The sequence below is a fragment of the Telluria sp. RB2R28 genome (assembly GCF_059685835.1).
Window position 1 is genome coordinate 734,589 of record NZ_JCASIK010000002.1, and the last position, 25,656, is coordinate 760,244.

General features: G+C 63.8%; 21 protein-coding genes. 4 read left to right on the top strand and 17 right to left on the bottom strand.

Annotated elements, in window-relative coordinates; all coding sequences use genetic code 11:
* Positions 1-13: 13 nt before the first annotated feature.
* The 5 genes from leuD to AC56LV_RS10915 form a co-directional block, all read right to left on the bottom strand.
* Positions 14-661 carry a 3-isopropylmalate dehydratase small subunit gene (gene leuD / locus AC56LV_RS10895; protein ID WP_499557548.1) on the bottom strand — a complete coding sequence of 216 codons (648 nt, stop codon included), beginning with the start codon at positions 659-661 and terminating at the stop codon, positions 14-16.
* A 10-nt stretch (positions 662-671) separates the two neighbouring features.
* Complete coding sequence (locus tag AC56LV_RS10900) at positions 672-794, bottom strand: hypothetical protein (RefSeq protein WP_258835162.1); 123 nt, start codon at positions 792-794, stop codon at positions 672-674.
* Positions 795-848: 54 nt separating this feature from the next.
* The gene (leuC, locus tag AC56LV_RS10905; protein ID WP_499557549.1) at positions 849-2,249 is read right to left on the bottom strand and encodes a 3-isopropylmalate dehydratase large subunit; all 1,401 of its coding nucleotides are present in this window, start codon (positions 2,247-2,249) and stop codon (positions 849-851) included.
* A 270-nt stretch (positions 2,250-2,519) separates the two neighbouring features.
* Positions 2,520-4,433 carry a chemotaxis protein CheA gene (locus AC56LV_RS10910; RefSeq protein WP_499557551.1) on the bottom strand — a complete coding sequence of 638 codons (1,914 nt, stop codon included), beginning with the start codon at positions 4,431-4,433 and terminating at the stop codon, positions 2,520-2,522.
* Positions 4,433-5,317: a protein phosphatase CheZ gene (locus AC56LV_RS10915; RefSeq protein WP_499557553.1), complete on the bottom strand. Its 885-nt coding sequence runs from the start codon at positions 5,315-5,317 to the stop codon at positions 4,433-4,435. The genes AC56LV_RS10910 and AC56LV_RS10915 overlap by 1 nt, the downstream gene beginning before the upstream one ends.
* Positions 5,318-5,472: 155 nt before the next feature.
* Here AC56LV_RS10915 and AC56LV_RS10920 point away from each other — a divergent pair, with 155 nt between their 5' ends.
* From AC56LV_RS10920 to AC56LV_RS10935, 4 genes are all read left to right on the top strand, one after another.
* Positions 5,473-5,691 (top strand): hypothetical protein, encoded by a 219-nt coding sequence (locus tag AC56LV_RS10920; protein ID WP_499557555.1) that lies wholly within the window; start codon positions 5,473-5,475, stop codon positions 5,689-5,691.
* 11 nt (positions 5,692-5,702) lie between these two features.
* Positions 5,703-6,167: a universal stress protein gene (locus tag AC56LV_RS10925; protein WP_499557557.1), complete on the top strand. Its 465-nt coding sequence runs from the start codon at positions 5,703-5,705 to the stop codon at positions 6,165-6,167.
* Positions 6,168-6,308: 141 nt separating this feature from the next.
* Positions 6,309-6,953 (top strand): response regulator, encoded by a 645-nt coding sequence (locus AC56LV_RS10930; RefSeq protein WP_183555538.1) that lies wholly within the window; start codon positions 6,309-6,311, stop codon positions 6,951-6,953.
* A 422-nt stretch (positions 6,954-7,375) separates the two neighbouring features.
* Positions 7,376-8,170, top strand: coding sequence for a Crp/Fnr family transcriptional regulator (locus tag AC56LV_RS10935; protein WP_258835976.1), 795 nt, complete (start codon positions 7,376-7,378; stop codon positions 8,168-8,170).
* A gap of 70 nt (positions 8,171-8,240) precedes the next feature.
* On the opposite strand, the gene AC56LV_RS10940 is transcribed toward AC56LV_RS10935, so the two are convergent.
* From AC56LV_RS10940 to AC56LV_RS10995, 12 genes are all read right to left on the bottom strand, one after another.
* The gene (locus AC56LV_RS10940) at positions 8,241-9,002 is read right to left on the bottom strand and encodes a hypothetical protein (protein ID WP_499557559.1); all 762 of its coding nucleotides are present in this window, start codon (positions 9,000-9,002) and stop codon (positions 8,241-8,243) included.
* Positions 9,003-9,085: 83 nt separating this feature from the next.
* Entirely contained in the window at positions 9,086-9,736 is a 651-nt protein-coding gene (pdeM, locus tag AC56LV_RS10945) for a ligase-associated DNA damage response endonuclease PdeM (RefSeq protein WP_499557561.1), read from the bottom strand.
* Complete coding sequence (locus AC56LV_RS10950) at positions 9,733-12,192, bottom strand: ligase-associated DNA damage response DEXH box helicase (RefSeq protein WP_499557562.1); 2,460 nt, start codon at positions 12,190-12,192, stop codon at positions 9,733-9,735. Before AC56LV_RS10950 ends, pdeM begins: the two co-directional genes overlap by 4 nt.
* Positions 12,189-13,823 (bottom strand): ATP-dependent DNA ligase, encoded by a 1,635-nt coding sequence (locus tag AC56LV_RS10955; protein WP_499557564.1) that lies wholly within the window; start codon positions 13,821-13,823, stop codon positions 12,189-12,191. Before AC56LV_RS10955 ends, AC56LV_RS10950 begins: the two co-directional genes overlap by 4 nt.
* Complete coding sequence (locus tag AC56LV_RS10960) at positions 13,816-14,892, bottom strand: ligase-associated DNA damage response exonuclease (RefSeq protein WP_499557566.1); 1,077 nt, start codon at positions 14,890-14,892, stop codon at positions 13,816-13,818. Before AC56LV_RS10960 ends, AC56LV_RS10955 begins: the two co-directional genes overlap by 8 nt.
* A gap of 8 nt (positions 14,893-14,900) precedes the next feature.
* Positions 14,901-16,607: a RecQ family ATP-dependent DNA helicase gene (locus AC56LV_RS10965; RefSeq protein ID WP_499557568.1), complete on the bottom strand. Its 1,707-nt coding sequence runs from the start codon at positions 16,605-16,607 to the stop codon at positions 14,901-14,903.
* 460 nt (positions 16,608-17,067) lie between these two features.
* Positions 17,068-18,642, bottom strand: coding sequence for an alkyl hydroperoxide reductase subunit F (gene ahpF / locus AC56LV_RS10970; RefSeq protein WP_499557570.1), 1,575 nt, complete (start codon positions 18,640-18,642; stop codon positions 17,068-17,070).
* Between the two features lie 100 nt (positions 18,643-18,742).
* Positions 18,743-19,306, bottom strand: a complete 564-nt coding sequence (gene ahpC / locus AC56LV_RS10975; protein ID WP_258835175.1) for an alkyl hydroperoxide reductase subunit C — start codon at positions 19,304-19,306, stop codon at positions 18,743-18,745.
* Between the two features lie 147 nt (positions 19,307-19,453).
* Positions 19,454-20,656 (bottom strand): hybrid sensor histidine kinase/response regulator, encoded by a 1,203-nt coding sequence (locus AC56LV_RS10980; RefSeq protein WP_499557572.1) that lies wholly within the window; start codon positions 20,654-20,656, stop codon positions 19,454-19,456.
* Complete coding sequence (locus AC56LV_RS10985; RefSeq protein ID WP_499557574.1) at positions 20,653-21,258, bottom strand: chemotaxis protein CheB; 606 nt, start codon at positions 21,256-21,258, stop codon at positions 20,653-20,655. The genes AC56LV_RS10980 and AC56LV_RS10985 overlap by 4 nt, the downstream gene beginning before the upstream one ends.
* On the bottom strand, positions 21,255-22,046 hold the full coding sequence (locus AC56LV_RS10990; protein ID WP_258835977.1) for a CheR family methyltransferase: 792 nt from the start codon (positions 22,044-22,046) through the stop codon (positions 21,255-21,257). Before AC56LV_RS10990 ends, AC56LV_RS10985 begins: the two co-directional genes overlap by 4 nt.
* Positions 22,047-22,081: 35 nt before the next feature.
* Positions 22,082-25,594, bottom strand: a complete 3,513-nt coding sequence (locus AC56LV_RS10995; RefSeq protein WP_499557576.1) for a response regulator — start codon at positions 25,592-25,594, stop codon at positions 22,082-22,084.
* Between the last annotated feature and the right edge of the window lie 62 nt (positions 25,595-25,656).

Consider the following 25,656-nt stretch of genomic DNA (forward strand, 5'->3'; position numbering starts at 1 on the left):
CCCTGGCCCGCGATCAGATCGCGTTGGCCAGCCACGGCTGGGCCGCGATATGGCGTTGTTCGAAGGCCCGGATCTCGTCCGCATGACGCAGCGTCAGGCCAATGTCGTCCAGGCCATTCAACAGGCAGTACTTGCGGAAGTCGTCGATGGCAAAGCCGAACGACAGGCCGCCGTCCTGCGTGCCGATGCGCTGCTGTTCGAGGTCGATCGTCAGCTGGAACCCCGGCTGGCGCTCGACCGCCTGGAACAGCGCCTCGACTTCGTCTTCGCTCAAAGCGATCGGCAAGAGGCCGATCTTGAAGCAGTTGTTGAAGAAGATGTCGGCGAAGCTCGGCGCGACGACGGCGCGAAAACCGAACTGCTGCAGCGCCCACGGCGCGTGCTCGCGCGACGAGCCGCAGCCGAAGTTCTTGCGCGTCAGGAGGATCGAGGCGCCCGCAAACTGCGGCTGGTTCAGCACGAAGTCGGGATTGAGCGGCCGCGCGCTGTTGTCCTGCCCCGGTTCGCCGTGGTCCAGGTAACGCCATTCGTCGAACAGGTTCGGGCCGAAGCCGGTGCGCCGGATCGATTTGAGGAACTGCTTCGGGATGATGGCGTCGGTATCGACGTTGGCGCGGTCGAGCGGCGCCACCAGGCCTTCGTGTACGGTGAACTTGTCCATCTTGTTGGCCTTATTTGCCGCCGGCACCGGTCACGACCTGGCCGACTTTCGAGACATCGCGGCCGATGCCCGAGACGGTGTTGCAGCCGGCCAGCAGGATGGCGACGAGGGAGAGTGCGAGAGCTTTTTTCATGATGTCCTGAACGAGAGAATGGTCGTGGAATTGATCGCGATACGCCTTAACGCATCAGAGCGCGCGTACGTCGACAAAGTGCCCCGCAATACCCGCGGCGGCGGCCATGGCCGGCGACACCAGGTGCGTACGGCCGCCCTGGCCCTGGCGGCCTTCAAAGTTGCGGTTCGATGTCGACGCGCAGCGCTCGCCCGGTTCCAGGCGGTCGACGTTCATCGCCAGGCACATCGAGCAGCCCGGCTCGCGCCATTCGAATCCGGCCGCCAGAAAGATCTGGTCGAGGCCTTCGCGCTCGGCCTGTTCCTTGACCAGGCCCGAGCCCGGCACGACCATCGCCAGCTTGACGTTGGGCGCGCGCTGGCGGCCGCGCACGACATCGGCGGCGGCGCGCAGGTCTTCGATGCGCGAGTTGGTGCACGAGCCGATGAACACCTTGTCGATCGCCACTTCGTCGATCGGCGTGCCCGCCGCCAGGTCCATGTAGACCAGCGCTTTTTCGATGGCGCCGCGGCGCACCGGATCGTGTTCGTCGAGCGGGTCCGGCACGCGGCCGTCGATCGCAATCACCATCTCGGGCGAGGTGCCCCAGGTGACCTGCGGCTGGATGTTGTGTGCATCGAGTTCGACAACCGTATCGAACTCGGCGCCGTCGTCGCTGTGCAGCGTGCGCCAGTAGGCGACGGCCTGCTCCCACTGATCGGCCGTGGGCGAGAGCGGCCGGTCCTTGACGTAGGCGATCGTGGTGTCGTCAACCGCCACCATGCCGGCGCGCGCGCCCGCTTCGATCGCCATATTACAGACCGTCATGCGGCCTTCCATCGACAGCGCGCGGATCGTGGAGCCACCGAACTCAATGGCGTAGCCGGTACCGCCGGCCGTGCCGATGCGGCCGATCACGGCCAGCACGATGTCCTTGGCCGTCACGCCGGGACGCAAGTCGCCCTCGATCTTGACCAGCATCGCTTTGGATTTCTTGGCCAGCAGCGTTTGGGTGGCCAGCACGTGCTCGACTTCCGACGTGCCGATGCCGTGGGCCAGGCAGCCGAAGGCGCCGTGGGTCGACGTGTGCGAATCGCCGCAGACGACCGTCATGCCGGGCAGCGTGGCGCCCTGCTCCGGCCCGATCACGTGCACGATGCCCTGGCGCCGGTCGTTCATATTGAAGTACGTAAGGCCGAACGCCTTGGTATTGGCGTCGAGCGTTTCGACCTGCAGGCGCGAGGTCGGGTCGGCGATGCCCTGGGCGCGGTCGGTGGTGGGCACGTTATGGTCGGCCACGGCCAGCGTGCTCGATGTCCGCCATAGTCCGCGGCCCGCATCGCGCAAGCCATCGAAGGCTTGTGGGCTGGTCACTTCGTGTACCAGATGCCGGTCGATATACAGGACGGTGGTGCCATCGGCGTCGGCACGCACGACATGGGAATCCCAGAGTTTGTCGTAGAGCGTTTTTTGCATGGTCAGTCCATTGATGCGGTGTGAGGGCGCACAGGGGGTGCGCGCGGTCGCCGGGACAGGGAGCCCGGCAGCCGGGTTTTCGATTATGCCATAGTTGTGCTGTGGTGCACCATGCCGGGGCAGCGCATGTTTATGCCAAGGACCATAACATGTGGCAAATTAAGTTTGCAAGGGGTTTGCCATGCACAAATAAAAAAAGCCCGGATCACTGACCCGGGCTTTTCCCTGCGCTTTTGCCGCCGCGTGGCGGTGGCGCTGCGTGATGCAACGTTATGCGGCCAGGCGCACGCTGCTGCGGCAACCGTCCATCAGGAACGACAGGCCCACGACCAGTACCAGTTCACCCTCGGCCGAACGCGCCGTGCCGGTGATGCCTTCGACCGACAATGCGGTCATCGGCTTGATGACCAGGTCGGCCGTGCCATCGACCGCTTCCATTGCCAGGATGTACGGTTGTGGTGCATTGATGACGATACCGACCTTTTCGGAACCGGCCTCGTAGCCCAGCGCCAGCGCCAGCGAGCGCACCGGCAGCGGACGACCCTGGTCTTTCAGCACCGGGGCGCCGCCGACACAGGCGAATTCGTCCGGCAGCTCGACGACGCGCTCGACGACGGCCATCGGCAGCGCCAGTTGCGCGCCCGACGTCGACACCAGCATCGTCGGCACGATCGACAGTTCGATCGGCAGGCGGATCGCAAAGCGCGTGCCCTTGCCCATCTGCGATTCGATGCGGATGGCGCCGCGGTTCTTCTCCACCGCCGTCTTGACCACGTCCATGCCCACGCCGCGGCCCGAGACCGAGGAAGCGACTTCCTTGGTCGAGAAGCCCGGCAGGAACACCAGCTGGTAGGCGTCTTCGTCGCTTTGCGCGCCGTTTTCGCCGATCAGGCCCTTGTCCATCGCGATCTTGCGCAGGCGGCTCGGGTCCATGCCCTTGCCGTCGTCCTGCAGCACGATCATGACGCTGTTGGCTTCCTGCCAGGCTTTCAGCAGGATGAAGGCCTTGGCCGGCTTGCCGTTGGCGACGCGGTCGGCAGGCGACTCGACACCGTGGTCCAGCGCATTGCGCAACATGTGCACCAGCGGATCGTACAGGCTGTCCACGACGACGCGGTCGACTTCGGTCTCGGCGCCTTCGATGGTCAGTTCGACGTCCTTGCCCAGGTCTTTCGCCAGCTCGCGCACGAGGCGCGGGAATTTCTGGAACAGGCGGCCCACCGGCTGCATGCGGGTGGCCAGCGTGGCGCGCTGCAGTTCGGCCGAATAGCGCGACGCGCGTTCCAGCGTTTCGGCCAGCGTGGCGATCAGCGTCGCAGCCTGGCCTTCGAACTTGAATTGCTGCAGGCGTTCGAGCAGCACGGCGGCCTGGTTCGCGGCCTGGACCGATTCGCCCGCCACTTCGAGCAGCGCGTCGAGCTTGACCGCATCGATACGGATGCTTTCGTCCTTGGCCGGCGCGTTGGCGACCGGCTTGGCGTCGTTGCGGCGTTCGGTGCCGTCCCAGCCTTTGCCGCCCGCGGCGGGGGCCGCCGTGGTGGCGACTGCCGTGGATGGGGCGGCGGCTGCAGGTGCGGCTTGCGCGACCGCCGGGGCAGTCGTCGCAACTGCGGTGGTAGCAGCAGCAGCAACGGCTGGTGCGCCGGCGATGGCATTGGCGGCCGGGACCACGGTGTTGTACATGCCAACCCAGTCCAGGCCATCGTCGCCGACGACCGGTGCGACGGCTGCAGCAACCGGCGCGGCTGCGACGGGCGCTGCTACCACTGGCGCGGCGACTGGCGCCGGTGCGCTGTTGCCCTTGCCTTCGATCGCGTCCATCAGGATGCGTTCGAGATCGGCCGGCATCTGCGCCAGGCCTTCCGGCGGCGTGCCGTTGTTCAGGTCACCCAGCTGGTCGGCCACGAAGCCCGATGCCTGCAGCGCCGCTTCGATCGCGATCGGCGTGACCGGCGCGGCGCCGGTGCGCAGCGCGTCGAACAGGTTCTCGGTCAGGTGGCAGGCTGCGACGAGCGCAGGCAGGCCCATGAAGCCGGCGCCGCCCTTGATCGTGTGGAACGACCGGAACACCGCGTTCAGGGTTTCCTTGTTGTCGGGATCGCGTTCGAGGCGCAGCAGGTGCTCTTCGACGTTGACCGCCAGATCCATCGCCTCGACGACGAAATCCTTCAGCATATCGTCCATTAGAATCCCAGATCGGCAAGAAGATCGTCAACGTTGTCCTGGTTCAGCGCCGCTTGCGGCACTGACGGGCCTTGCATCAGTGGTTCCGGTACTGCCTGCTTCTGCGCCAGCTTTTCCTTGAGGTCAGGCGGTGCGTTGTCGCGCAGCAGCTGGGCCAGCTCGCCCTCGACGGTCTGCGTGATCTTGACCACTTTCTTGATCAGCTGGCCGGTGATGTCCTGGAAGTCCTGCGCCATCATGATTTCAAGCAGGCGCGCTTTTTCGGCTTCGGTGGCTGCGGTCACGCTGGTGGCGAACTGGCGCGAATCGCCAGCCAGCGCCTTGAATTCGTCCAGGCTCAGCTTGCCGTCGAACAGGTCGCCCCAGCGCAGTTCCATGTCCTTCGACTGCTTCGACAGCACGTCTTGCGCTGGCATGCCTTCGTCAAGCGTGTTCAGGACCTTGTTGGCAGCCTGTTCAGTCAGTGTGGCGACATACTCGAGGCGGTCCTGTGCGTCGACGATCTGCGACGAGGCTTCGTTGAGCGCCTTGTCGTAGCCCAGTTCGCGCAGCGAGTCGTGCAGCAGGCGCACGATGCCGCCGAGGCGCTCGAACATGCCACCGTTTTCGCTGCCTTCGTCGCCAGCAGCGGCGCTCGCCGGTGCCGCTGCTACTGCTGCTGGTGCGGCAGGTGCAGCCGGTGCGGCAGCGGGGGCGGCGGATGTGGCGGTGGCGGACACCTGGTCGAACAGCGAGTCGAAGTCGTCTTCGTCATTGCTGGCAGCGGCTGCCGGGGCAGGCGCTGCGGCCACGGGGGCCGCGGAAGCAGGACTTGGCGAAGCGCTGGTGCGCTGCGCCGCCACTTCCTCGAATAGTGCGTCGAAATCGTCAGCGGCGTTGGTCATAATCCCTGCTTCTCCATAATATAAATTCGCAATCAGCTCTGCAATACTGGGGGTGTTGCGTCCACCGGGCCGGTCGTTTCCGGGCCCATCGATGGGACTAGTGTTGCCTGCGAGTGTATCAGCGTGGTTGCCGTAGGTAAATCTAAGAGAAGGCAATGCAACAAAATGGACGTGAAAACTTAGTTCCGCGACAATTAAAACGTGCAATTCCTGATCGTTTTTATATGCTTGGTGTTGTATTTTGTGATCGTGCTGTTGTTTTCCGTGAGAAAGTGTCGCATCCGGACGGTGACCTGACGTTTGAGCGAACTCAACACTTTGCGTTTTCAACACTGGCCATTCGGCATATGGTTGTCAGAATGGAGATGCCCTGAGGAGAATCATCATGTATCGAAAAATTTTGATTACAACCGACGGGTCCGCCGTCTCCCAGCACACCGCCTGCGCGGGCGTCAAGTTTGCCCAGCAGCTGGGCGCCGAAGTCCTGGCCCTGTTCGTCGCGCCCGAATACCAGTATCCGGTGTACGTCGAAATCATCCCGCCCTCCTATCCCAGCGAAGAAGAATACGCAGCCCAGATGCGCCGGATGGGCGAGGAATACATGGGCAAGATCACGCGCTCCTGCGCATCGGCCAATCTTGCGCACCGCTGCCTGACGGCGTTTTCGGATACGGCAGCGCTCAAGATCGTCGAAGTCGCCGAGCAGGAGGGCTGCGACCTGATCTTCATGGGCTCGCATGGCCGCAGCGGCTGGAACCAGTTACTGCTGGGCAGCGTCACGAACAAGGTGCTGTCGCATACCGCCAAGCCGGTGCTGGTACACCGGCTGATCGCCGAGCCCGCGGTCTGATTGCTAAAAAACTTGCCGGCACTTCGTATAAAGCCACGCAGGACAACCCGCAGTATTGACAGCAGGACTTACCCCGGGAAACGTGTTTAACTGAACAACGGTTTTCGGGGTAGGAAACCTCTTAATGTGTGAGGAATCGACATGGTCAGAATTGTCATCGCGGACGATCACACGATCATGCGCGAAGGTCTTAAACGTATCCTTGAGGGCGCCGAGGAAGTTGACATTGTCGGCGAAGCAACCAATGGGTTCGAGGTGCTGGCACTGGTACGCCAGGGCGGCTTCGACCTGCTGCTGCTCGACCTGTCGATGCCCGGGCGCAGCGGCGTCGACCTGATCCGCCAGGTGCGCAGCGAGGCGCCCAAGCTGGCCATTCTCATCCTCACGATGCACGAAGAAGAACAGTACGCCGTGCGCGCGATCCGGGCCGGCGCCCAGGGCTACCTGACCAAGGAAAGCGCGGGCACGCAGTTGGTGGGCGCCATCCGCAAGGTGGCTTCCGGGCGCCCCTATATCAGTACCGAGGTTGCAGAGCAATTGGCCCTGAATATCATGGCGCCAAGCGAGCAATTGCTCCACAAGCAGTTATCCGACCGCGAATTTGAGGTATTTTCCCATCTCGTGGGTGGGAAATCGATTACCGAGATCGCCAACGGCCTGCATCTGTCCGTGAAGACAGTGAGTACCCACAAAACCCGCATCATGCAGAAAATGGGGATGAGTTCGCTCTCGGAAATGGTGCAATACGCCGTGGCACACCGCCTGCTCTCGCCGATGAAAGCCTGAGTATGGCGGTCGGTGACGTCACGCCGACCTCCCAATCCGATGTTGCGAAACAACTGCACCCACGAACAAGTTTGTTCAAAAACAAAGGTCTGACCTTCCTGTTTCACCCCTCCATCAGTCGGGCAACGCCGCTTGCCAGTAGGAATTGTCCTACAAACCTACCATCTGTCCTACCTACATATTCAGGCAACGCTGATAGTCGTGCCGGGCTCGTGTTGGCATACTGAATTCGCCGCTTTGACTTGCTCGCGATCCAAGTCACAGCGTCAGCCGCTGGCAATCAATGGCACGGCAGATGTACGTCAACTTCGGCTGTGCCGCCGGGGTCGCCTCAAACCCTGAGTTTCTTACCGGAGAAGAGCATGCAGTCTCAGCCACCGTCAGAACCACGCAATGCCAACCAGCCGACCCTGCATTCCCCGATGGAGGCCGGTCGCCAGCGCCAGGGCCGACTCTGGTCCAACCTCAAGGAAGTCTGCGACCTGCTGCGTATCCAGGCCAGCGTCTCGGTAAGCTCCGAAGAACTGTTGTTCCAGCACGTTCAGTTCAAGACCGGCCAGCGTGTCCACACGATCGGGCAAGCCTTCGACACGCTGTACATCGTCAACTCGGGCTTTCTCAAGACCGTGCTGATCGACGAATTCGGCAACGAGCAAGTGCTCAGCTTTCCAATGAAGGGCGACATGCTTGGCGTCGACGGCATCCACACGCGCCACTATGCGTCCGAGGCGGTGGCCCTGTCGGATTGCGACCTGATCCTGCTGCCCTTCAAGAAGCTGACGGCGCTGGGCCGCGTGCACAACGAACTCGAGAACATGATGTACGGCGTCATGAGCCGCGAGCTGGTGCGTGAACAAACGATGATCGGCATGCTCGGCGCCCTGTCGGCCGAAGCGCGCGTGGCACGCTTTCTCGTGTCGCTGGCCGACCGCTTCGCCGCGATGGGCTACTCGAGTAAACTCTTCAACCTGCGCATGACCCGCCACGAGATCGGCAGCTACCTGGGCCTCACGCTGGAAACCGTCAGCCGCACGCTGTCGGCCTTCAACGAGATCGGCATGATCACGGTCGACCAGCGCACCATCGGCATCAAGGACGCCGAATCGCTCAAGACACTGCGCCGCCTGCCCCCATCGCGTTCACGCACGAAGGCAAGCGCCAAGCAAAAGGCCGAGCTCGATCAATCCGGCGACGATCAGGTGCTGGCCACGGCCTGAAACCCGTCCGCCCAAACGACCAACGCCCGCCAGTGATGGCGGGCGTTGTCATTGGTGCGTACTGTCCGGATTACTCTTGCTTGTCGAGCGTCAGCACACCATCGCTGACGCGCACCCGGTCGCCGGTCCGGTAGCCTGGATTGTTGGCAAACTCCAGCACCTGCGTCGTGTCGGTCGTATTCATGCGCACCGTCACGCGGAAGTACTGGCGCGCCGTGGCGTCACTGGCCAATGGCCGCGGATTGGGCAAGGCGCCTTGCACGGTCTCCACTTTCTCGATGATGCCGCAGCTGGTGCAGTAACGTGCCACGCGCGGGCGCTCGGTCGTGCGCGGGGCTGGCGGTGGCGCCGCGCCAGGGGCTGCAGCAGCGATACGCGAATCCTTGGTGGCCAGCTGGCGCGTGTCGTCCGCGGGCTGGGCCACGTCGCTCCGCACGATCGATTCGCGCAGAACGCTCGTGGCGACTTCATTGCCCATGCGCAGCTCGGCCGTTACGCGGCTGTCGGCCTTCAGGCGGTCGCGCGTGCCGATGACGTAGTGGCCCGTGTACTGGCCGGGTTCGACTTCGGTCAGGTGCAGCGCACGGTTCGCGCCATCGAGGTTCAGCGTGGCGTTGCCGCCCGGCGTGCCATACAGGTCGAACTGCAGGCGGACGCCCTGGTCGAGCCGCGCGACTTCTTCGACATTGAACCCATTGATTGCTGGCGTGGCCGGCGTGGCGGTGCGGCTTTGCGGCGCAGGCTGCGCCAGGGCGCTGCCGCTGGCGGTCAACAGTACCGTGGCTGGCGCCATGGCGGCGGCGATGGTGCACATCATGAGGCGTAGTTTCATTGGCGTTCTCCTGGCATCAGCGGGTCAATGGCCGACATTACGCCTGCAATCGCCCCGGGTCGGTACGCTGACGTACGCAGTTGCTAGCCGACGCCGTGGACCATGTCGCCCGAGGTCACATAGATACGGTCGCCCGGCCCTGGCTTGACCGCATGGCCGCCCGTGAACGCGCCGAACGATGGCAGGAGCAGGCCCTGCGTGCCAACGACAAAGCACGGCAGGCGCAGCGCATCGAAGCGCGTAGCCAGTACGTACACCGGATGCACGTGGCCGGCCAGGCCATAGCCCGGCGCATCCACGCCGGGATGGTGGCAGAACGCAAACGGTCCGATCGCATGCGGCTCGTCGACCAGCTCGATGCCCAGCGCATCGGACGGATCACCTGCGTGCAGGTCGTGATTGCCGCGCACGAGCGTCAAGGCCAGGTCGGGATGGCGCCCGCGCCAGGCCAGCATCGCGAGCTGGGTCGAACTGGCATGGGCGGCGCGCGCATGCAGGAAGTCGCCAAGAAACGCAACGTGGCGCGCGTCGTGCTGCGCGACCAGTGCGTCGAGGCCTGCCAGGTTTTCCGACGTCGTCCCGCGCGGCACCGGCACACCCAGCGAGCGAAACGCGGCCGCCTTGCCGAAGTGGATGTCGGCGACGATCAGCATGCGCCGGGCAGGCCAGTACACGGCTTTCTCGGGCAACAGCAGCAGCGTCTCGCCCGCCACCTGGATGGTTGCATGGGTCATGCGGCCGCCTTCTCGAGTTCGCGCACCATGCGCGCGACGCGGTCGCTCAGTTTCTCGGTGCTGACCTTTTCGCGGAAGCGTTCGACCATCAGCGCGAAGCCGAACGGCGTGGCGCGCTTGACCTCGCGGTAGGCCACGCGGCGCGCGTGCAGCTCGAGCAGCGTGTCGCGCAGGCGCGTCAGTTCCAGCTCCTGCTCCATGACTTCGCGCTCGGCCTGCGTGAGCAGCAGATTGCCGGCGTCGTGCTTGCGAAACACCTCGAAGAACAGCGAGGACGAGGCCTGCAACTGCCGGTTCGATTTCGGCTGGCCCGGATACCCCTGGAACACGAGTCCCGCGATGCGCGCGACTTCGCGAAAGCGCTGCTGCGACAACTGCGTTGCGTTCAGGCTGTCGATGACGTCTTCGAGCAGGCGCTCGGTATCGAACAGCGCCACCCCCGCCCCGACAGGCGCGTCGAACATGCCCGCCCAGTCCACCGGCTCGGGCGACATCAGCTCGAAGCCATAGTCGTTGATCGCAATAGAAAACGTGATCGGCTGCACGCGCCCGACGCGAAACGCCATCAGCGAGGCCAGTCCCATGTGCACCGAACGCCCGGCGAACGGGTACACGAACAGGTGATAGCCTTCGCGGCTCTTCATCGATTCGAGCACCAGCGTTTCGCTGGTAGGCAGTGCCGACCAGCGCTGCTGGATCTCGATCAGCGGCGCGAGCGCGCGCATCTCGGGTCCGTCGAACACGCCCGCGTCGGCCAGCCGCAGTTCTTCCAGTGCCGCGTGCGCCAGTTCGTTCGACATCGGCATCTTGGCGCCCTGCCAGCGCGCGATGGCGCCGCGCGTGCCGGTGGCGCGCCGCACGAACGCCGTCAGCTCATGCACGCGCACGAATTCGAGGATGCGCCCGCCGAACAGGAAGCGATCGCCCGGTTTGAGGCGCGAGATGAACGATTCCTCGACGCTGCCGATGCGCCCGCCCGACATGTACTTCACCTGGATCGTCGCGTCGGACATGATGGTGCCGATGCTCATGCGGTGCCGGCGGCCGATGGCGGCATCGGGGACGCGATAGACGCCTTCCTCGTCCGGCAGCACGCGGCGGTATTCGGGGTACACGGTCAGGCTCTGGCCGCCACGCGCGACAAAGTCGAGCGCCCACTGCCATTCTTCCAGCGTTAGGTGCCGGTACGACCAGGCCTGACGCACTTCGTCATACAGTTCTTCGGAGCGAAAGCCACCGCCCAGCGCCACCGTCACGATGTGCTGGACCAGCACGTCGAACGGCTTGTTGGGCACGTAGCGCCCTTCGATGCGGCGCGCCGCCACCGCCTTGCGCGCGCCCGCAGCTTCCAGCAATTCGAGGCTGTTGGTCGGCACCAGCGTCACGCGCGAGACGCGCCCCGGCGCGTGGCCGCTGCGGCCCGCGCGTTGCAGCAGGCGCGCCACGCCCTTGGCGCTGCCGATCTGCAGCACGCGTTCGACGGGCAAAAAGTCCACGCCCAGATCCAGGCTTGCAGTGCAGATGACGGCCTTGAGGATGCCGCTCTTCAGGCCAAGCTCGACCCACTCGCGCACCTCGCGATCGAGCGAGCCATGGTGCAGCGCGATGACGCCGGCCCAGTCGGGCCGCACCTCGAGGATGTTCTGGTACCAGATCTCGGACTGCGAACGGGTGTTGGTAAACACGAGCGTCGCCTCGTGTTTTTCAATCTCGTTGATGACGGGCTGCAGCATCTGCAGGCCCAGGTGGCCGCCCCACGGGAAGCGCGACACGTTCTCGGGAATCAGGGAATCGACGACGATCTTCTTGCGCGTGTCGCCTTCGACCAGTACGCCGGCATCCGCGCCAAGCAGCACCTGGCGCGCCAGGTCAAGGTTGCCCATCGTCGCCGACACGCCCCAGACCAGGAGCTCGGGCCGCCAGCGCCGCAGCCGCGCCAGCGCCAGCTGCACCTGCACGCCGCGCTTGCTACCCATCAGTTCATGCCACTCGTCGACGATGATCATGTCGAGATTGCGGAACTGCTCGAGCGCCGCCGCGTTACTGATCATGAGCGTCAGGCTTTCGGGCGTCGTCACCAGGGTGGCCGGCATGCTGCGCGTCTGGCGTGCTCGCTCGCTGGCTTTCGTGTCGCCCGTGCGCGCGCCGATGCGCCACTCGGGCATCAGCTCGGCGGCAGAATCTTCGAGCGCGCGCTGCGTGTCCGCCGCCAGCGCCCGCATCGGCGTGATCCACAGGACGCGCAAGCCCGCCTTGTTGCGGCCCGACGCAAGCCCCGCGCGCTGCAGCGCCGCGAACCAGACGGCAAAGGTTTTACCGGCGCCGGTGTTCGCATGCAGCAGGCCCGATTCGCCCTTGAGCGCCGCCTTCCAGACATTGCGCTGGAACGGGAACACCGTCCAGCCACGCCCGGCGAACCACGCGTCGACCCGATCCTTGACCTCGTTGCGACTCATGCCGTGGCCGCCTCCAGCAAACTCTTCAATGTGTCGAGCGTATCGGCTTCCTCGACGGGTTTGTCGGTGCGCCGGCGCAGGATGCGGGGGAACCGCACCGCGATGCCGGCCTTGTGGCGCGGCGAGAGCGCGATGCCCTCGAAGCCGATCTCGAACACCATCGTCGGTTTCACCGAACGCACCGGCCCGAACTTTTCGATGGTCGTGCGCCGGATGACATTGTCGACCTGCCCGATCTCGGCATCGGTCAGGCCCGAATACGCTTTCGCGAACGGCACCAGCTTGCGCTCGTCGCCCTCCCCGTCCCACACGGCGAACGTGTAGTCGGTGTACAGCGACGCGCGCCGCCCGCTGCCCGGCTGCGCGTACAGCAGCACCGCATCGATGGCGTACGGATCGATTTTCCACTTCCACCAGGTGCCGACATCCTTGGTGCGTCCGACGCCATACTGCGCCGTGCGCGCCTTGAGCATCATGCCCTCGACGCTGCGGGCACGCGAACCGGCGCGCAGTTCGGCCAGCGCTTCCCAGCTGTCGGCCTCGACCACCGGCGACAGGCGCAACTGGCGCCCATCGAGCTTGGCCACTTCAACTTCGAGCAGCGCGCGCCGCTCGTGCTGCGGCAAGGCGCGCAGGTCGACGCCGTCCAGTTCGAGCAGGTCGTAGCAGCACAACACCGCCGGCAGTTCTGCCAGTAATTTGGCGGACAAGGTCTTGCGGCCGATGCGCTTTTGCAGGTCGGCGAACGGTGACGGCATCGCCGCATCGGGCTGCCAGATCAGCACTTCGCCATCGAGCACCATGCCGTCCGGCAGGCGCGCCGCGGCCAGTTCAGGGAATCGCTCGGTGATCAGGTCTTCGCCGCGCGACCACAGGAAACTCTGGCCGTCGCGCCGCACGAGTTGCGCGCGGATGCCGTCGTACTTCCATTCGACGATCCAGTCAGACGGCTCGCCCAGTGTCGCCGGTTCGGCCGCCAGTTGATGCGACAGGAAGAACGGGTACGGCTGCCCGCCGCGCAGCTTGTGTTCTTCGGCCGACTGCTCGGCGATCAGTTGCAGGAAGCCCGCTGCCGTCGGTTTCACGCGGCCATCGGTCCAGCCCATCAGGCGCTGGGCAATGAGTTTACTGTCCACCGCCGCAATCGCGGCCAGCGCGCGTGTGACGAGCAGGCGCGAGACGCCCACGCGGAAACCGCCGCCAATCAGCTTGACGAGCAGGAAGCGCTCGCGCCAGTCGAGCTCATTCCAGTAGCTGAACAGTGCCTCGCGGATGCGGCCCGGATCGGCGCCGCGCAATGGGCCGATGCGCTGTTCCATCCACTCGGCCAGGCCAACGTCGGAGCGTTCGGTCGGTGGCGGCAGGATGTGCGCGATGGTTTCGGCAAAGTCGCCCACGGCCGCATACGACTCGTCGAACAGCCACTCGTCCAGCGCCGCGTACTCGATCGCGAACTGACGCAGCAGTTTGGTCGGCACCGCCTGGCGCGGCTTGCCGCCGGCCAGGAAATACACGGCCCATGCCGCGTTCTCGGGCGCGGCATTGGAAAAATACGCCTGCAGTGCGTCGAGCTTGCGGGTGGTCGACGTGGTTTCGTCGAGATCGGCGTACAGGCGGGCGAATTCACGCATCGGCTGCTCCTGCCTTCTTCTCTGGCGCGACCGGTTCCTCGGGCGCAGCCGTTTCCTTTGGTGCGCCATCGGATGCGGCCTCGCCTGCCTCCTCGTCGCCATATTCGGTCTCGAAGCCGGACGCCTCCAGCCCGTTCTGGTTCAGCCAGCGTACGAGCGTCGGAATCGAGCCGTGCGTGACGATCACGCGCTCGGCTTCGGTCGCCTTGATGGCGCTCATCAGCCCCGGCCAGTCGGCATGGTCCGACAGCACGAAGCCGCGATCGACGCCGCGCCGGCGGCGGGCGCCGCGCAGCAACATCCAGCCGCTCGCGAAGGCATCGCTGTAGTCCCCGAAGCGTTTCATCCAGGTGGAGCCACTGGCAGACGGCGGCGCGATCACCATCGCGCGCCGCAGGAGCGCCTTCTCGACCTCGGTGACCAGCACGGTCGGTGGAATGTCGACGCCTTCGGCGCGGTATGCGCGGTTGAGCGGCTCGACCGAGCCGTGGCAGACGATCGTACCGATGCTCGCGTCCAGCCCCGCCAGGATGCGCTGCGCCTTGCCGAACGAGTACGCGAACACGACGCTGCAACGGCCCTCGTCCGCGTTCTTGCGCCACCAGGCGTTGATCTCGGCCATCAGCTCGGCCTCGGGCTGCCAGCGGTAGATCGGCAAACCGAAGGTGGATTCGGTGATGAACGTGTCGCAGCGCACGGGTTCGAACGGCGCGCAGGTTTTGTCCGGCTCGACCTTGTAGTCGCCCGATGCAACCCAGACTTCACCGCCGCATTCCATGCGCACCTGTGCAGAACCCAGCACGTGGCCCGCAGGAAGCAGCGAAATCTTCACGCCGTTGTGGGTCACCGACTGGCCGTAGTCCATCGCGTCGACCGTGATGTCGCCCAAGCGCGACTTGAGTACGCCGATGCCGGGCGCCGCGGCCAGGTAGTGGCCGTGACCGACGCGCGCATGGTCGCCATGCGCGTGCGTGATCACGGCGCGCGGCACCGGGCGCCACGGATCGATATAGAAGTCACCCGGCACGCAGTACAGGCCCTCCTTGCGGACAACGACCATGTCTCCCATGGCCATCCTTATGCCGGGGTGAGGAAGTCGACCATGAAGGTCCGGCTTTCTCCATCGGCAAAATCGAGCGTGATCTGGTCGCCGGCGACGGCAGTCACGACACCTTCGCCGTACTTGGCCGAGCAGGCGCGCGCACCGACGATGAACTTGGGCGCCGGTACCTCGGCCACCGGCTCGTGGGCGAACTCGTCGTCACGGATCTCGATGCCTTCGGTCAGCGACAGCGCAGGAGGATTGAGGCAGTTGTCGCACTTGCAGCAGTTCTGAAAACCTGCCACCTTGTCGTCGAAATAGTCGAGGATCAGCTTCCAGCGGCAGAAACCGCTGACGGCGTAGCCGACCATCTGTTCGAGGGCATGCTTGTCGTGTTCCTGCTTCTGGACGTACACGGCAGCGAGCTTGTCGAAGATGCCGGGCTTTGGCTCGGCGCTGGCGGCGATGTATTCGAGCTTGCGGTTCTGGCGAATCAGCTTGGCATCCTTGAGCAGCTTGATGCAGACCTTGATACTCGAATCTGCCAGGTCTTCCAGTGCTTCTTCGAGGCGCGCCAGCGTGACCGGGCCATCGTCTCCCAGCCCGCGCACGGTGCAATGCACCAGTTGCAGCTCCTGCGCGCACGGGTAGTGCTTCATCAGGAAGAACTGTTGCAGGCGCTTGTCGTCCTGCAGGTACAGCAGCGTGCAGGTGGCATCCAGACCGTCGCGCCCGGCGCGGCCGGATTCCTGGTAATACGATTCGAGATTGGGCGGAATCTGCAGGTGGATCACGAAGCGGGTATCGCACTTGTCGATGCCCATGCCGAAAGCATTGGTCGCGACCATCACGCGGCGCTCGCCGTCCATGAACAGGTCCTGATTCAGCTTGCGCTCGCTGGCCGGCAGCTTGCCGTGGTAGATCGTGACCGATTCGCCTGCCTCTTCGAGCACGGCGAGCATGTCTTCTGCTGCCTTGACGGTGGCGGCGTAGACGATGCCGACGCCTTCGGAGGCCTGCACCAGGCGCAGCGCAGCCTGGTATTTCTCGGCCACGCTCGTGACCTGCTGGACCGCGTAGTGCAGGTTCGGGCGGTACACGCCGGTATTGATGACATTGAGCTTGCGGCCCAGCTGCTTGTTGATATCGGCAACCACTTCGTCAGTGGCAGTGGCCGTCAGTGCCAGCACTGGCGGGCGGCCGATCGCTTCGATGGCAGCGCCCAGACCGATATAGGCCGGGCGGAAATCGTGGCCCCACTGCGAAATGCAGTGCGCCTCGTCGATGACGACGATGTCGAGCGTGACCTTCTGCAGCGTCGCGATGAACTCGGGCGAGACCATGCGCTCTGGCGTGCAGAACACGATCTCGCAGGTTTCCTGCTCGATGGCTGCAATCGCCGCATGCTCTTCTTCGGCGTTCAGGCAGCTGTTGACCTGCACCGCGCGCACGCCGATTTCCTCGAGCTTCTCGAGCTGGTCCTTCATCAGCGAAATCAGCGGCGAGACGACGACCGTGATCCCTTCGAGCATCTTGGCCGGTATCTGGTAGCACAGCGATTTGCCGCCACCCGTGGGCATGATCGCCAGCGTGTCCTTGCCATCAAGGACGCTATCGATCACGCGTTGCTGGCCGTCGCGCAGCTTGGCGATGCCGAAGACACCGTCGAGGAGGCGCTGGATGGAGTTGCGGCGCACGGCCATGAGGCCGCGGTGCATGAGGGTGGGGTCGTGTCGTGTCATGGTGATATCGACTGTAGGTTGACCGCCCCGACTCGACTATAGGACGCCACCTACTTTGGGCGTAGGAGCGCCACCTTCAGAAAATATTGTCGATTAGATCTCAATTGTGCGACACAAATTCCCAAGAAGGTTTAGTCCTACAGAACGACGGAGTATTTACCGATGCCCAGGGTCCAATTGGCGACTTAAGATGTGATCCACATTCACAGTACTGCCACCACCCAGGAGATTCACCATGCGCCGCCACCCAATGACCTGGACTGCCGTCCATCTGGCCCTTGCCAGCGCTGCCACCTGGTTCTTGCTGGAGTCGGGCGCCATCGCCTCGACGGTACTGTTCTCGCTGCACTAAATAAAAAACGCCATCTTCCACTGGGAAGACGGCGTTCATTGTCATTGCGAGCAAGCCTGTCGGCTCGCTCCAACTTCTTCTGCGGCGGGCCTTTCGGCCCGCGCTTTATCAAGCAGCTTTCTGCTGGTCTTCTTCCAGTTCCACCGGCTGGCGGATCAGGTAGTCAAAAGCTGCCAGCGATGCTTTCGCACCCTCACCCACTGCAATCACGATCTGCTTGAACGGCACCGTCGTCACGTCGCCGGCAGCAAACACGCCTGGCATCGAGGTGTGGCCACGGGCATCGACTTCGATTTCGCCGTGCGCCGACAGATCGATCGAACCCTTCAGGAATTCCGAGTTCGGGATCAGGCCGATCTGCACGAACACGCCTTCCAGGTCGATGCGATGGATTGCGCCGGTGTTGCGATCCTTGTAGCTCAGGCCGTTGACGATCTTGCCGTCACCGTGGATCTCGGTCGTCTGCGCCGACTTGATCACCTTCACGTTCGGCAGCGAGGTCAGCTTGCGCTGCAGGACTGCATCGGCGCGCAGCTCATTACCGAATTCGATCAGCGTGACTTCCTTGACCAGGCCGGCCAGGTCGATCGCCGCTTCGACGCCCGAGTTACCGCCGCCGATCACCGACACGCGCTTGCCCTTGAACAGCGGACCGTCGCAGTGCGGGCAGTACGCCACGCCGTGGTTCTTGTACTCTTTTTCGCCCGGCACATTGATTTCGCGCCAGCGGGCGCCCGTTGCAATGATCACCGACTTCGATTTCAGGACCGCACCGCTCTCGGTGTGGACTTCGATCAGGCTGCCGCCCACCACCTTGCTGGCGCGCTGCGTGTTCATGATGTCGACGTCGTAATCCTTGACGTGCTCTTCCAGCGCGACGGCGAACTTCGGGCCATCGGTTGCCTTGAGCGACACATAGTTCTCGATCGCCAGCGTATCGAGCACCTGGCCGCCGAAACGGTCGGCCAGCACGCCGGTACGGATGCCCTTGCGGGCGGCGTAGATTGCTGCAGCCGCGCCAGCAGGCCCGCCGCCGACGATCAGCACGTCAAACGCTTCTTTCTCGCTCAGTGCCGCAGCTTTTTTCGCGCCGCCGCTCACGTCGATCTTCGAGAGGATTTCTTCGACGCTGGTGCGGCCCTGGCCGAAATGCTGGCCGTTCAAGAACATCATCGGCACGGCAAGGATCTGCTTGCTTTCAACTTCCTGCTTGAAGACACCGCCATCGATCGTCACGACCTTGATGCGCGGGTTAATCACCGACATCGTGTTCAGTGCCTGCACGACTTCCGGGCAGTTATGGCACGACAGCGAGATGTAGGTTTCAAAGACATAGTCACCATCCAGGGCAGCGATCTGGTCGATGACCGCCTGCTCCAGCTTGATGGTGTGGCCACCCACGTGCAGCAATGCCAGCACGAGGGAGGTGAATTCATGGCCCAACGGGATGCCGGCGAAACGCACGCCGATATCGGTGCCGACGCGGTTGATCGCGAACGACGGGGTGCGCTCATTGGCTTCCTGGCGCACGGTGATCTTGTTGCTCAGCTCTGCGATTTCACGCAGCAGCTCGTCCATTTCGCGCGCTTTCGGCGAATCATCCAAGGATGCAACCAGCTCGATCGGCTGCACCACTTTTTCCAGATAGGCTTGCAACTGTTTCTTGAGGGTCGCGTCAAGCATGATGGTTTCCTTAAACTCTTTGAATCAATAAATGGAGGGCGGTAAAAGCACCGGGCCGCCGCAGCGGCCCGGTCAGGGGGCTACCGAACTACCGCGTTACTTAGATCTTGCCGACCAGGTCCAGCGATGGGGTCAGGGTCTCAGCGCCTTCGGTCCACTTGGCTGGGCAGACTTCGCCTGGGTGAGCAGCGACGTACTGGGCAGCTTTGACTTTGCGCATCAGTTCCGATGCATCGCGGCCGATGCCGTTGTCATGCACTTCCATGACCTTGATCTGGCCTTCTGGATTGATGACGAAGGTACCGCGCAGTGCCATGCCTTCTTCTTCGATCATGACTTCAAAGTTGCGCGACAGGGTGCCGGTCGGGTCGCCAATCAGCGGGTAGTTCACTTTCTTGATCGCGTCCGAGGTGTCGTGCCATGCCTTGTGAGCGAAGTGGCTGTCGGTCGAAACGCCGTACACGTTCACGCCCAGCTTTTCGAATTCAGGCTGGAACGAGGCCAGATCTTCCAGTTCAGTTGGGCAGACGAAGGTGAAGTCGGCCGGGTAGAACATCACCACCGACCAGGTACCCTTGAAGTTTTCTTCGGTCAGGTCGATGAATTTGCCATTCGCGTAGGCGGTGGCTTTGAACGGCTTGATCTGGGTGTTGATAAGGGACATGTAAGCTCCTGTTTTGTGGTTGATGAAACGTATGACAAGCAGTGTACCGCTCAGCTCGTCTTTTGGGAAATTGATTGATTGGATACTGTTGATTGATTTTGACTATGACGCAGACAACAGCACGCCGGTTGGCCCACGGCTATGCCGTCAGGCACAGACCGGCACCGCGGTGCACGGCAGGGTCAAGCTGAAGGTCGAGCCTTCACCGGGGCTGCTCGTGACCCGCAACTCGCCGCTGTGCGAGATCGCCAGCTGGCGCGAGATATACAGGCCCAGCCCCAGGCCCTTCGGCTCGCCATTGCGGGCGCCCCGCTCGTACGGCTCGAAGATGCGTTCCAGATCGCCTGGCGCGATGCCCTTGCCGCCGTCGCGCACGTCGATGCGCACACACTCCCCCATCTGCTCGACACTCACTTGCACCGGCTGGCCGCCGCCATAGCGCAGCGCATTGGTCAGCAGGTTGACGATCACCTGCTCGACGCGGAACTCGTCCCAGCAGCCACTCACGGGATCATGCGGCTGCAAGGTCAGTGAACTGCCCGTCGTGGCCGCCTGCAGCGACAGATCGCTGACGATCCGTTCCAGCAAACTCATCAACTGCACCTGGGTCGGACGGATCGACAGCTTGCCGCTGCGCATGCGCGAGACATCCAGCATGTCGTCGATCAGGCGGATCATCGACTTGATCTGGCGCTCGTCGCGCTGGACCATCGCTTCCATCTGCTGCGGCGCGAACGCGGCCGCATTGCCGCGCTTGATCTGCAGGCTGCGCATCTGGGTTTCCAAAAACAGCGTGTTGAGCGGGGTGCGCAATTCGTGCGCGACGAGCGACATGAATTCGTCGCGCATCTTGAGCGATCGCTGCAGCTCCTGCTGGGTCTGGTTCAGCTCGCGCAGCAGCGTCTCCTGCTCTTGCCGGCTGCGCTCGAGCGCCAGCATCTGGCGCCGCGTTTCACGGCGCTGCTGGTCGAGCGCGACGAACACGGCGACCTTGCTGCGCACCGCGCCCGGGTCGATCGGCTTGTACAAAAAGTCGACCGCGCCGTTTTCATAGCCCTTGAAGGCGTAGTCGAGTTCGCGTCCGGCCGCCGAGACAAAGACGATCGGGATATGGCGCGTGCGCGACGTCGAGCGCATCACCTCGGCCAGTTCGAAGCCGTTCATGCCCGGCATCTGCACGTCGAGGATGGCAAGTGCGAATTCGTGCTCCAGCAGCAAGGCCAGCGCGGCGTCGCCGGAATTGGCCTGGTGAATCACGCGCTGGTCGTGGCGCAGCAGCGCCTCGAGAGCCTGCAGGTTCTCGGGCAAGTCGTCGACGATCAGGATTTTGCTTAATTCATGGGCGCTCATGGGGTCTCCAACAGGGGCAGCGCGGCGCGAATATCGGCCAGCGGCAACACCAGGTGTGGTGCGCAGCGCCGGATGGCTTCTCTCGGCATCGTACTGGCGTGCGCTTCTTCAGGATCCTGGACAATGGTCAGTCCGCCGTGTTCGCGGATACTGCACATCCCTTCGGCGCCATCAAAGTTGGCGCCGGTCAATAGTATACCGGTCATTGCCTTTCCATACACGCTGGCGGTCGATTCCATCAGGACATCAATCGACGGCCGGGCGTACTGGACAGGCGCTTCGCAGCTGAGCGAAAAGCTGCGATCCTGCTCGATCGACAGATGGTACCCCGAGCCGGCGAAATATACGACGCCCTGTTCGATCGGGGCCTTGTCGCGCGCTTCGCGCACTGGCAGCATCACGCGCGCATCGAACAGCTCGGCCAGCCGGCTTTCACGGTCGCCCGGCACGTGCAGGATGCAGACCACGGCCGGCGTATAGCCCGGCTGCAGCGACGGCAATAAGCTCAACAGCGCATCCACGCCGCCGGCCGAGCCGCCAATCAATACCAGCTCGATGCGCCGCTTGCCCAGCGCCGCCGCCACCTGTTCGTTCAGGCTCATGGCACGGCCTTGCGATACACCCGTTCCCGCCGCGCCAGCGGCTCGAAGCGCCCGGCGTAGCTGGAAAAATCGATGCTTTCCTTGCTGCCCAGGCCCAGAAAGCCCCGGTAGCACAGCGATTCATGGAACAGCCCGAACACGCGGTCCTGCAGCGTGCGGTTAAAGTAGATCAGCACGTTGCGGCAGCTGACGAAGTGCGTTTCCGAGAACACGGTGTCGGTCGACAGGCTGTGATCGGCAAAGGTCACGTTCTCGATCAGGCTGCGCTCGAACAGCGCGCCGCCGTAGGCTGCCGTGTAATAGTCCGAGAACGCAGCCTTGCCGCCGGACTTCTGGTAATTCTCTGTGTACAGGCGCATCCGGTCGATCGGGTACACGCCGCGCCGCGCCGTCTCGAGCGACTTCGGATTGATATCGGTCGCGTAGATGATGCTGCGTTCCAGCAGCCCTTCTTCTTTCAGCAGGATCGCCAGCGAATAGACTTCTTCGCCCGTGCTGCAGCCGGCCACCCAGATCTTGAGCGACGGGTAGGTCTTGAGGAACGGCGCCACCTGCTCGCGCACTGCCCTGAAGTACTCCGGGTCGCGGAACATCTCGGTAACGGGAATGGTCAGGTATTGCAGCAGCTGGGCAAAGCCGTTCGGATCGTGCAGCACGCGCGACTGCAGCTCCGAGACGGTGTTGCACCCCATCTCGCGCATGGCCACCAGCACGCGGCGCTTTTGCGAAGCGCCCGTGTAGTCGCGGAAGTCATAGTTGTATTTCAGGTAGACGGCTTCGACGAGCATCCGCAGCTCGATGTCGAAGTCGCTCGGCGTATGGCTCAAATGCGCTCCAGGGTCGGCATCCAGACCCGCAACAGGGAGTACAGGCGGGACAGGTCAATCGGCTTGGCCAGGTAATCGTTGGCGCCGGCGGCCAGGCATTGTTCCTGGTCGTCCTTCATCGCCTTGGCCGTGATGGCGATGATCGGGAGGCGGTCGAAGCGGCCGTCGGCGCGAATGCGGCGCGTCGCTTCCATGCCGTCCATCCCCGGCATCATGATGTCCATCAGCACCAGGTCGATGCCCGGCACTTCATCGAGTTTTGCAATCGCTTCAAAGCCGTTGCGGCCCACTTCGACCTTCGCGCCGCGCTGCTCGAGCGCCGCGGTCAGTGCGAACACATTGCGCACGTCGTCGTCCACCAGCAGGATCGTGCGGCCTTCGAACACGCGATCGCGGCCGCGCACGGCCTTGAGCATGCTCTGGCGCTCGGTCGACAGTTCAGATTCGACCTTGTGCAGGAACAGCGTGACTTCGTCGAGCAGGCGCTCGGGCGAACGGGCGCCCTTGATGATGATCGAGCGCGAGTAGCGCAGCAGCTGCGCTTCTTCGTCGCGCGTCAGGTTGCGCCCCGTGTAGACGATCACGGGCGGGAACGAGCACAGTTCCTCTTGCGACATGCGTTCGAGCAGTGCGCCGCCTTGCATGTCGGGCAGCTTCAGGTCGATGACCATGCAGTCGAAAATCTCGGTGCGCAGCAGATTGAGCGCATCGTTGGCCGTGCCTACTGCGGCGATCTGCACGTCGTCGTCGGCGATCAGCGCCACGACGCTCTCGCGCTGGCGTTCGTCGTCCTCGACCAGCAGCACGCGCTTGATCTTCTGCGCCGATTTTTCCTGCAGTTTGCGGAACACTTCTTCGAGTTCTTCGCGGCTTGCAGGCTTGAGCGCATAACCGATCGCGCCCAGGTGCAGCGCCTCGCCGCCGTTCTCGATGCTGGAGATGATGTGCACCGGGATGTGGCGCGTGGCCGGGTTGTCCTTGAGTTGCTGCAGCACGGTCAGGCCCGAGCGGTCGGGCAGGCGCACATCGAGCAGCACGGCGTCGGGCCGCTGGCTGATCGCCAGCGCCAGGCCTTCTTCGGCGCTCATCGCCACCAGGCAGCGGTAATCGAGCTCGCGCGCCAGGTCATACAGGATGCGCGCGAACGCCATTTCGTCCTCGACCACCAGCACACTGCGGCGGCCATCGGCCGGGCGGTCGCGGTCATCCGGGAAGCTTTCATAATGGTCGGTCACGGCGGGCGCGGGCGCCGGCACGGGTGCGGGTGCTGGCGCAGCCGAGCGGACGACCGGGGCCGGCGCGTAATGCGGCTGTGCGCTGGTCTCGGTCGGGGCCGACATCGACGAGGCGGAAGGGATCGGCGAATCCGGCAAGCCGCGCGGCAGCGTCAGCGTAAACACACTACCCTGGTTCGGCGCGCTCGACACGGAAATGCCGCCGCCCAGCAGACGCGTAAGGTCGCGCGAAATCGACAGGCCCAGGCCCGTGCCGCCAAAGCGGCGGCTGGTGGTGCCATCGGCCTGGTGGAAGGCGTCGAAAATCTTGTCCTGCTGGTCGGGCGCGATGCCGATCCCGCTGTCCTGCACGCGGAACGCCACGGCGCCATCGGTGGTGGTGAGCACCGACAGCGTGACGGCGCCCGCATCGGTGAACTTGACGGCATTCGACAGCAGGTTCTTGAGGATCTGCTCCATGCGCTGGCGGTCGGTGTTGATCGCTGCCGGCACGTCGGGCGCAACATCGATACGGAACTCGAGCGACTTCTGGCGCGCGAGCGGCTCGAACGTGCGCGCCAGGCCTTCGACGACGCGCCGCACCGGCACGTCTTCGGGCACCAGTTCGAGCTTGCCCGCTTCGACCTTCGAGATATCCAGAATGTCGTTGATCAGGTGCAGCAGATCGTTGCCGGCCGAATAGATGGTTTGTGCGAAGCGCACTTGCTCGTCGCTCAGGTTGCCCGGCGTATTGTCGGACAGCAGCTTGGCCAGGATCAGCGAGCTGTTCAGTGGCGTGCGCAGCTCGTGCGACATATTGGCCAGGAACTCCGACTTGTAGCGGCTGGCGCTTTCCAGTTCCACGGCGCGCTGCTGCAACTGCTCCTGCGCGGACTGCAGCGCCGAATTCTTCATGTCCAGGCTCAAGGCCTGTTCGGCCAGCTGGTCGTTGGTGGTGCGCAGCTCGGCTTGTTGATTTTCCAGCGCCGACTGCGATTCTTCCAGTGCGCGCGACTGCTCTTCGAGCTCTTCGTTGGCGGTGCGCAGCTCTTCCTGCTGGACTTGCAGCTCTTCGTTCAGGGTCTGGCTTTCTTCGAGCGAATCCTGCAGGCGCTGGCGATACAGCACGGCCGCCATGGCCGCCCCTACCGCCTGCGCGATGAAGCCAAGGAATTCGCGGTCGCGCAGCTCCACCGGGCGCAGGAAGGCGATCTCGAACACGCCCTTGACCTTGCCGTGGTTGTAGAACGGCGCGATGATCAGCGCACGCGGGGGGGTCTCGCCCAGGCTCGAGCTGACCTTCATGTAGCCGGGTGGCAGTTCGTCGAGCACCATCAGGCGGTTTTCCTGCGCCGCCTGGCTGGCCAGCGAGGCGCCAGGCTGGATGAACTCGGCGCGTTCGGCCGGGGTGTGGTTAAAGCCATAGGCGCCAATGCGGCGCAGCACGCCGTCTTCGCTGCGCACGTACATGGCGCCCACGACGCCGTCCAGATACTTGACGACATACGGCAGCACCGCCTCGGCCAGCGGCTCGAGGTGGTGGATGCCGGCGCTGCGCACGGTCAGTTCGTTCTGGCCGGTACGCAGCCACTCCTGGTGGCGCAGCTTTTCATTGTGCTCGGCTTCGTGGCCCAGCACTTCGTTATAGGTATTTGACAGCGTCATCAACTGGCGCCGGCCGAAGATGGCCAGACCGCCACCGACCAGCGCCGAGAGCAGCAGGAACAGCGCCACCGACCAGAAGGTCGTGTTGCGCGCATTGTCGCTGCGCTCCTGCAGCAGCCGGGCTTCAGCCGCCAGCACCAGGTCGAAATTGCGGCGCATCTCGTCGGTGAGCAGCCGGCCGCGGCCGCTTCTGACCGCATCGATGTAGGCCAGGTCATTGGCCCGGCGCCGCGCGATCATCTCGTCGGCGAACGCTTCCCATTGCTTCTGGACCTGCGAAATGCGCTTGATGCGTTCGGCCTGTGCGCCATTGTCCTTGACCAGATCTTCCAGCGTATCGAGACTGGTGCCCATCCGCTGCGCCGACAGCAGGTAGGGCGTCAGGAACTCTTCGTCGCCCGCCAGCAGGTAGCCGCGCATGCCGGCTTCCATTTCGGCCGACAGCTTGCGGATCTCGTGCGCATTGCCGATCACCTTCTGGGAATGCTCGACCCAGGTCAGGTTATTGATCAGGTACGCGATGATGCCCACGAACACGACCGCACTGACAATGCTCATGCCTAACGGCAGCGCGACATTGCGGGAAAGGATGCGGCGAAACGCGCTGTTGTCGATGTTTGGACCGGGCATGCCTGTTGTTCTGTTAGAAAAAAAATATTCCAAGTGTAACGCAAATGTAAAATCGCGCCCAC

Excerpts from the sequence above, each read along its gene's own strand:
- leuD (WP_499557548.1), bottom strand. The coding sequence starts at position 661 with ATGGACAAGTTCACCGTACACGAAGGCCTGGTGGCGCCGCTCGACCGC.
- AC56LV_RS10900 (WP_258835162.1), bottom strand. The coding sequence starts at position 794 with ATGAAAAAAGCTCTCGCACTCTCCCTCGTCGCCATCCTGCTGGCCGGC.
- leuC (WP_499557549.1), bottom strand. The coding sequence starts at position 2,249 with ATGCAAAAAACGCTCTACGACAAACTCTGGGATTCCCATGTCGTGCGT.
- AC56LV_RS10910 (WP_499557551.1), bottom strand. The coding sequence starts at position 4,433 with ATGGACGATATGCTGAAGGATTTCGTCGTCGAGGCGATGGATCTGGCG.
- AC56LV_RS10915 (WP_499557553.1), bottom strand. The coding sequence starts at position 5,317 with ATGACCAACGCCGCTGACGATTTCGACGCACTATTCGAGGAAGTGGCG.
- AC56LV_RS10920 (WP_499557555.1), top strand. The coding sequence starts at position 5,473 with ATGCAACAAAATGGACGTGAAAACTTAGTTCCGCGACAATTAAAACGT.
- AC56LV_RS10925 (WP_499557557.1), top strand. The coding sequence starts at position 5,703 with ATGTATCGAAAAATTTTGATTACAACCGACGGGTCCGCCGTCTCCCAG.
- AC56LV_RS10930 (WP_183555538.1), top strand. The coding sequence starts at position 6,309 with ATGGTCAGAATTGTCATCGCGGACGATCACACGATCATGCGCGAAGGT.
- AC56LV_RS10935 (WP_258835976.1), top strand. The coding sequence starts at position 7,376 with ATGGAGGCCGGTCGCCAGCGCCAGGGCCGACTCTGGTCCAACCTCAAG.
- AC56LV_RS10940 (WP_499557559.1), bottom strand. The coding sequence starts at position 9,002 with ATGAAACTACGCCTCATGATGTGCACCATCGCCGCCGCCATGGCGCCA.
- pdeM (WP_499557561.1), bottom strand. The coding sequence starts at position 9,736 with ATGACCCATGCAACCATCCAGGTGGCGGGCGAGACGCTGCTGCTGTTG.
- AC56LV_RS10950 (WP_499557562.1), bottom strand. The coding sequence starts at position 12,192 with ATGAGTCGCAACGAGGTCAAGGATCGGGTCGACGCGTGGTTCGCCGGG.
- AC56LV_RS10955 (WP_499557564.1), bottom strand. The coding sequence starts at position 13,823 with ATGCGTGAATTCGCCCGCCTGTACGCCGATCTCGACGAAACCACGTCG.
- AC56LV_RS10960 (WP_499557566.1), bottom strand. The coding sequence starts at position 14,892 with ATGGGAGACATGGTCGTTGTCCGCAAGGAGGGCCTGTACTGCGTGCCG.
- AC56LV_RS10965 (WP_499557568.1), bottom strand. The coding sequence starts at position 16,607 with ATGACACGACACGACCCCACCCTCATGCACCGCGGCCTCATGGCCGTG.
- ahpF (WP_499557570.1), bottom strand. The coding sequence starts at position 18,642 with ATGCTTGACGCGACCCTCAAGAAACAGTTGCAAGCCTATCTGGAAAAA.
- ahpC (WP_258835175.1), bottom strand. The coding sequence starts at position 19,306 with ATGTCCCTTATCAACACCCAGATCAAGCCGTTCAAAGCCACCGCCTAC.
- AC56LV_RS10980 (WP_499557572.1), bottom strand. The coding sequence starts at position 20,656 with ATGAGCGCCCATGAATTAAGCAAAATCCTGATCGTCGACGACTTGCCC.
- AC56LV_RS10985 (WP_499557574.1), bottom strand. The coding sequence starts at position 21,258 with ATGAGCCTGAACGAACAGGTGGCGGCGGCGCTGGGCAAGCGGCGCATC.
- AC56LV_RS10990 (WP_258835977.1), bottom strand. The coding sequence starts at position 22,046 with ATGCTCGTCGAAGCCGTCTACCTGAAATACAACTATGACTTCCGCGAC.
- AC56LV_RS10995 (WP_499557576.1), bottom strand. The coding sequence starts at position 25,594 with ATGCCCGGTCCAAACATCGACAACAGCGCGTTTCGCCGCATCCTTTCC.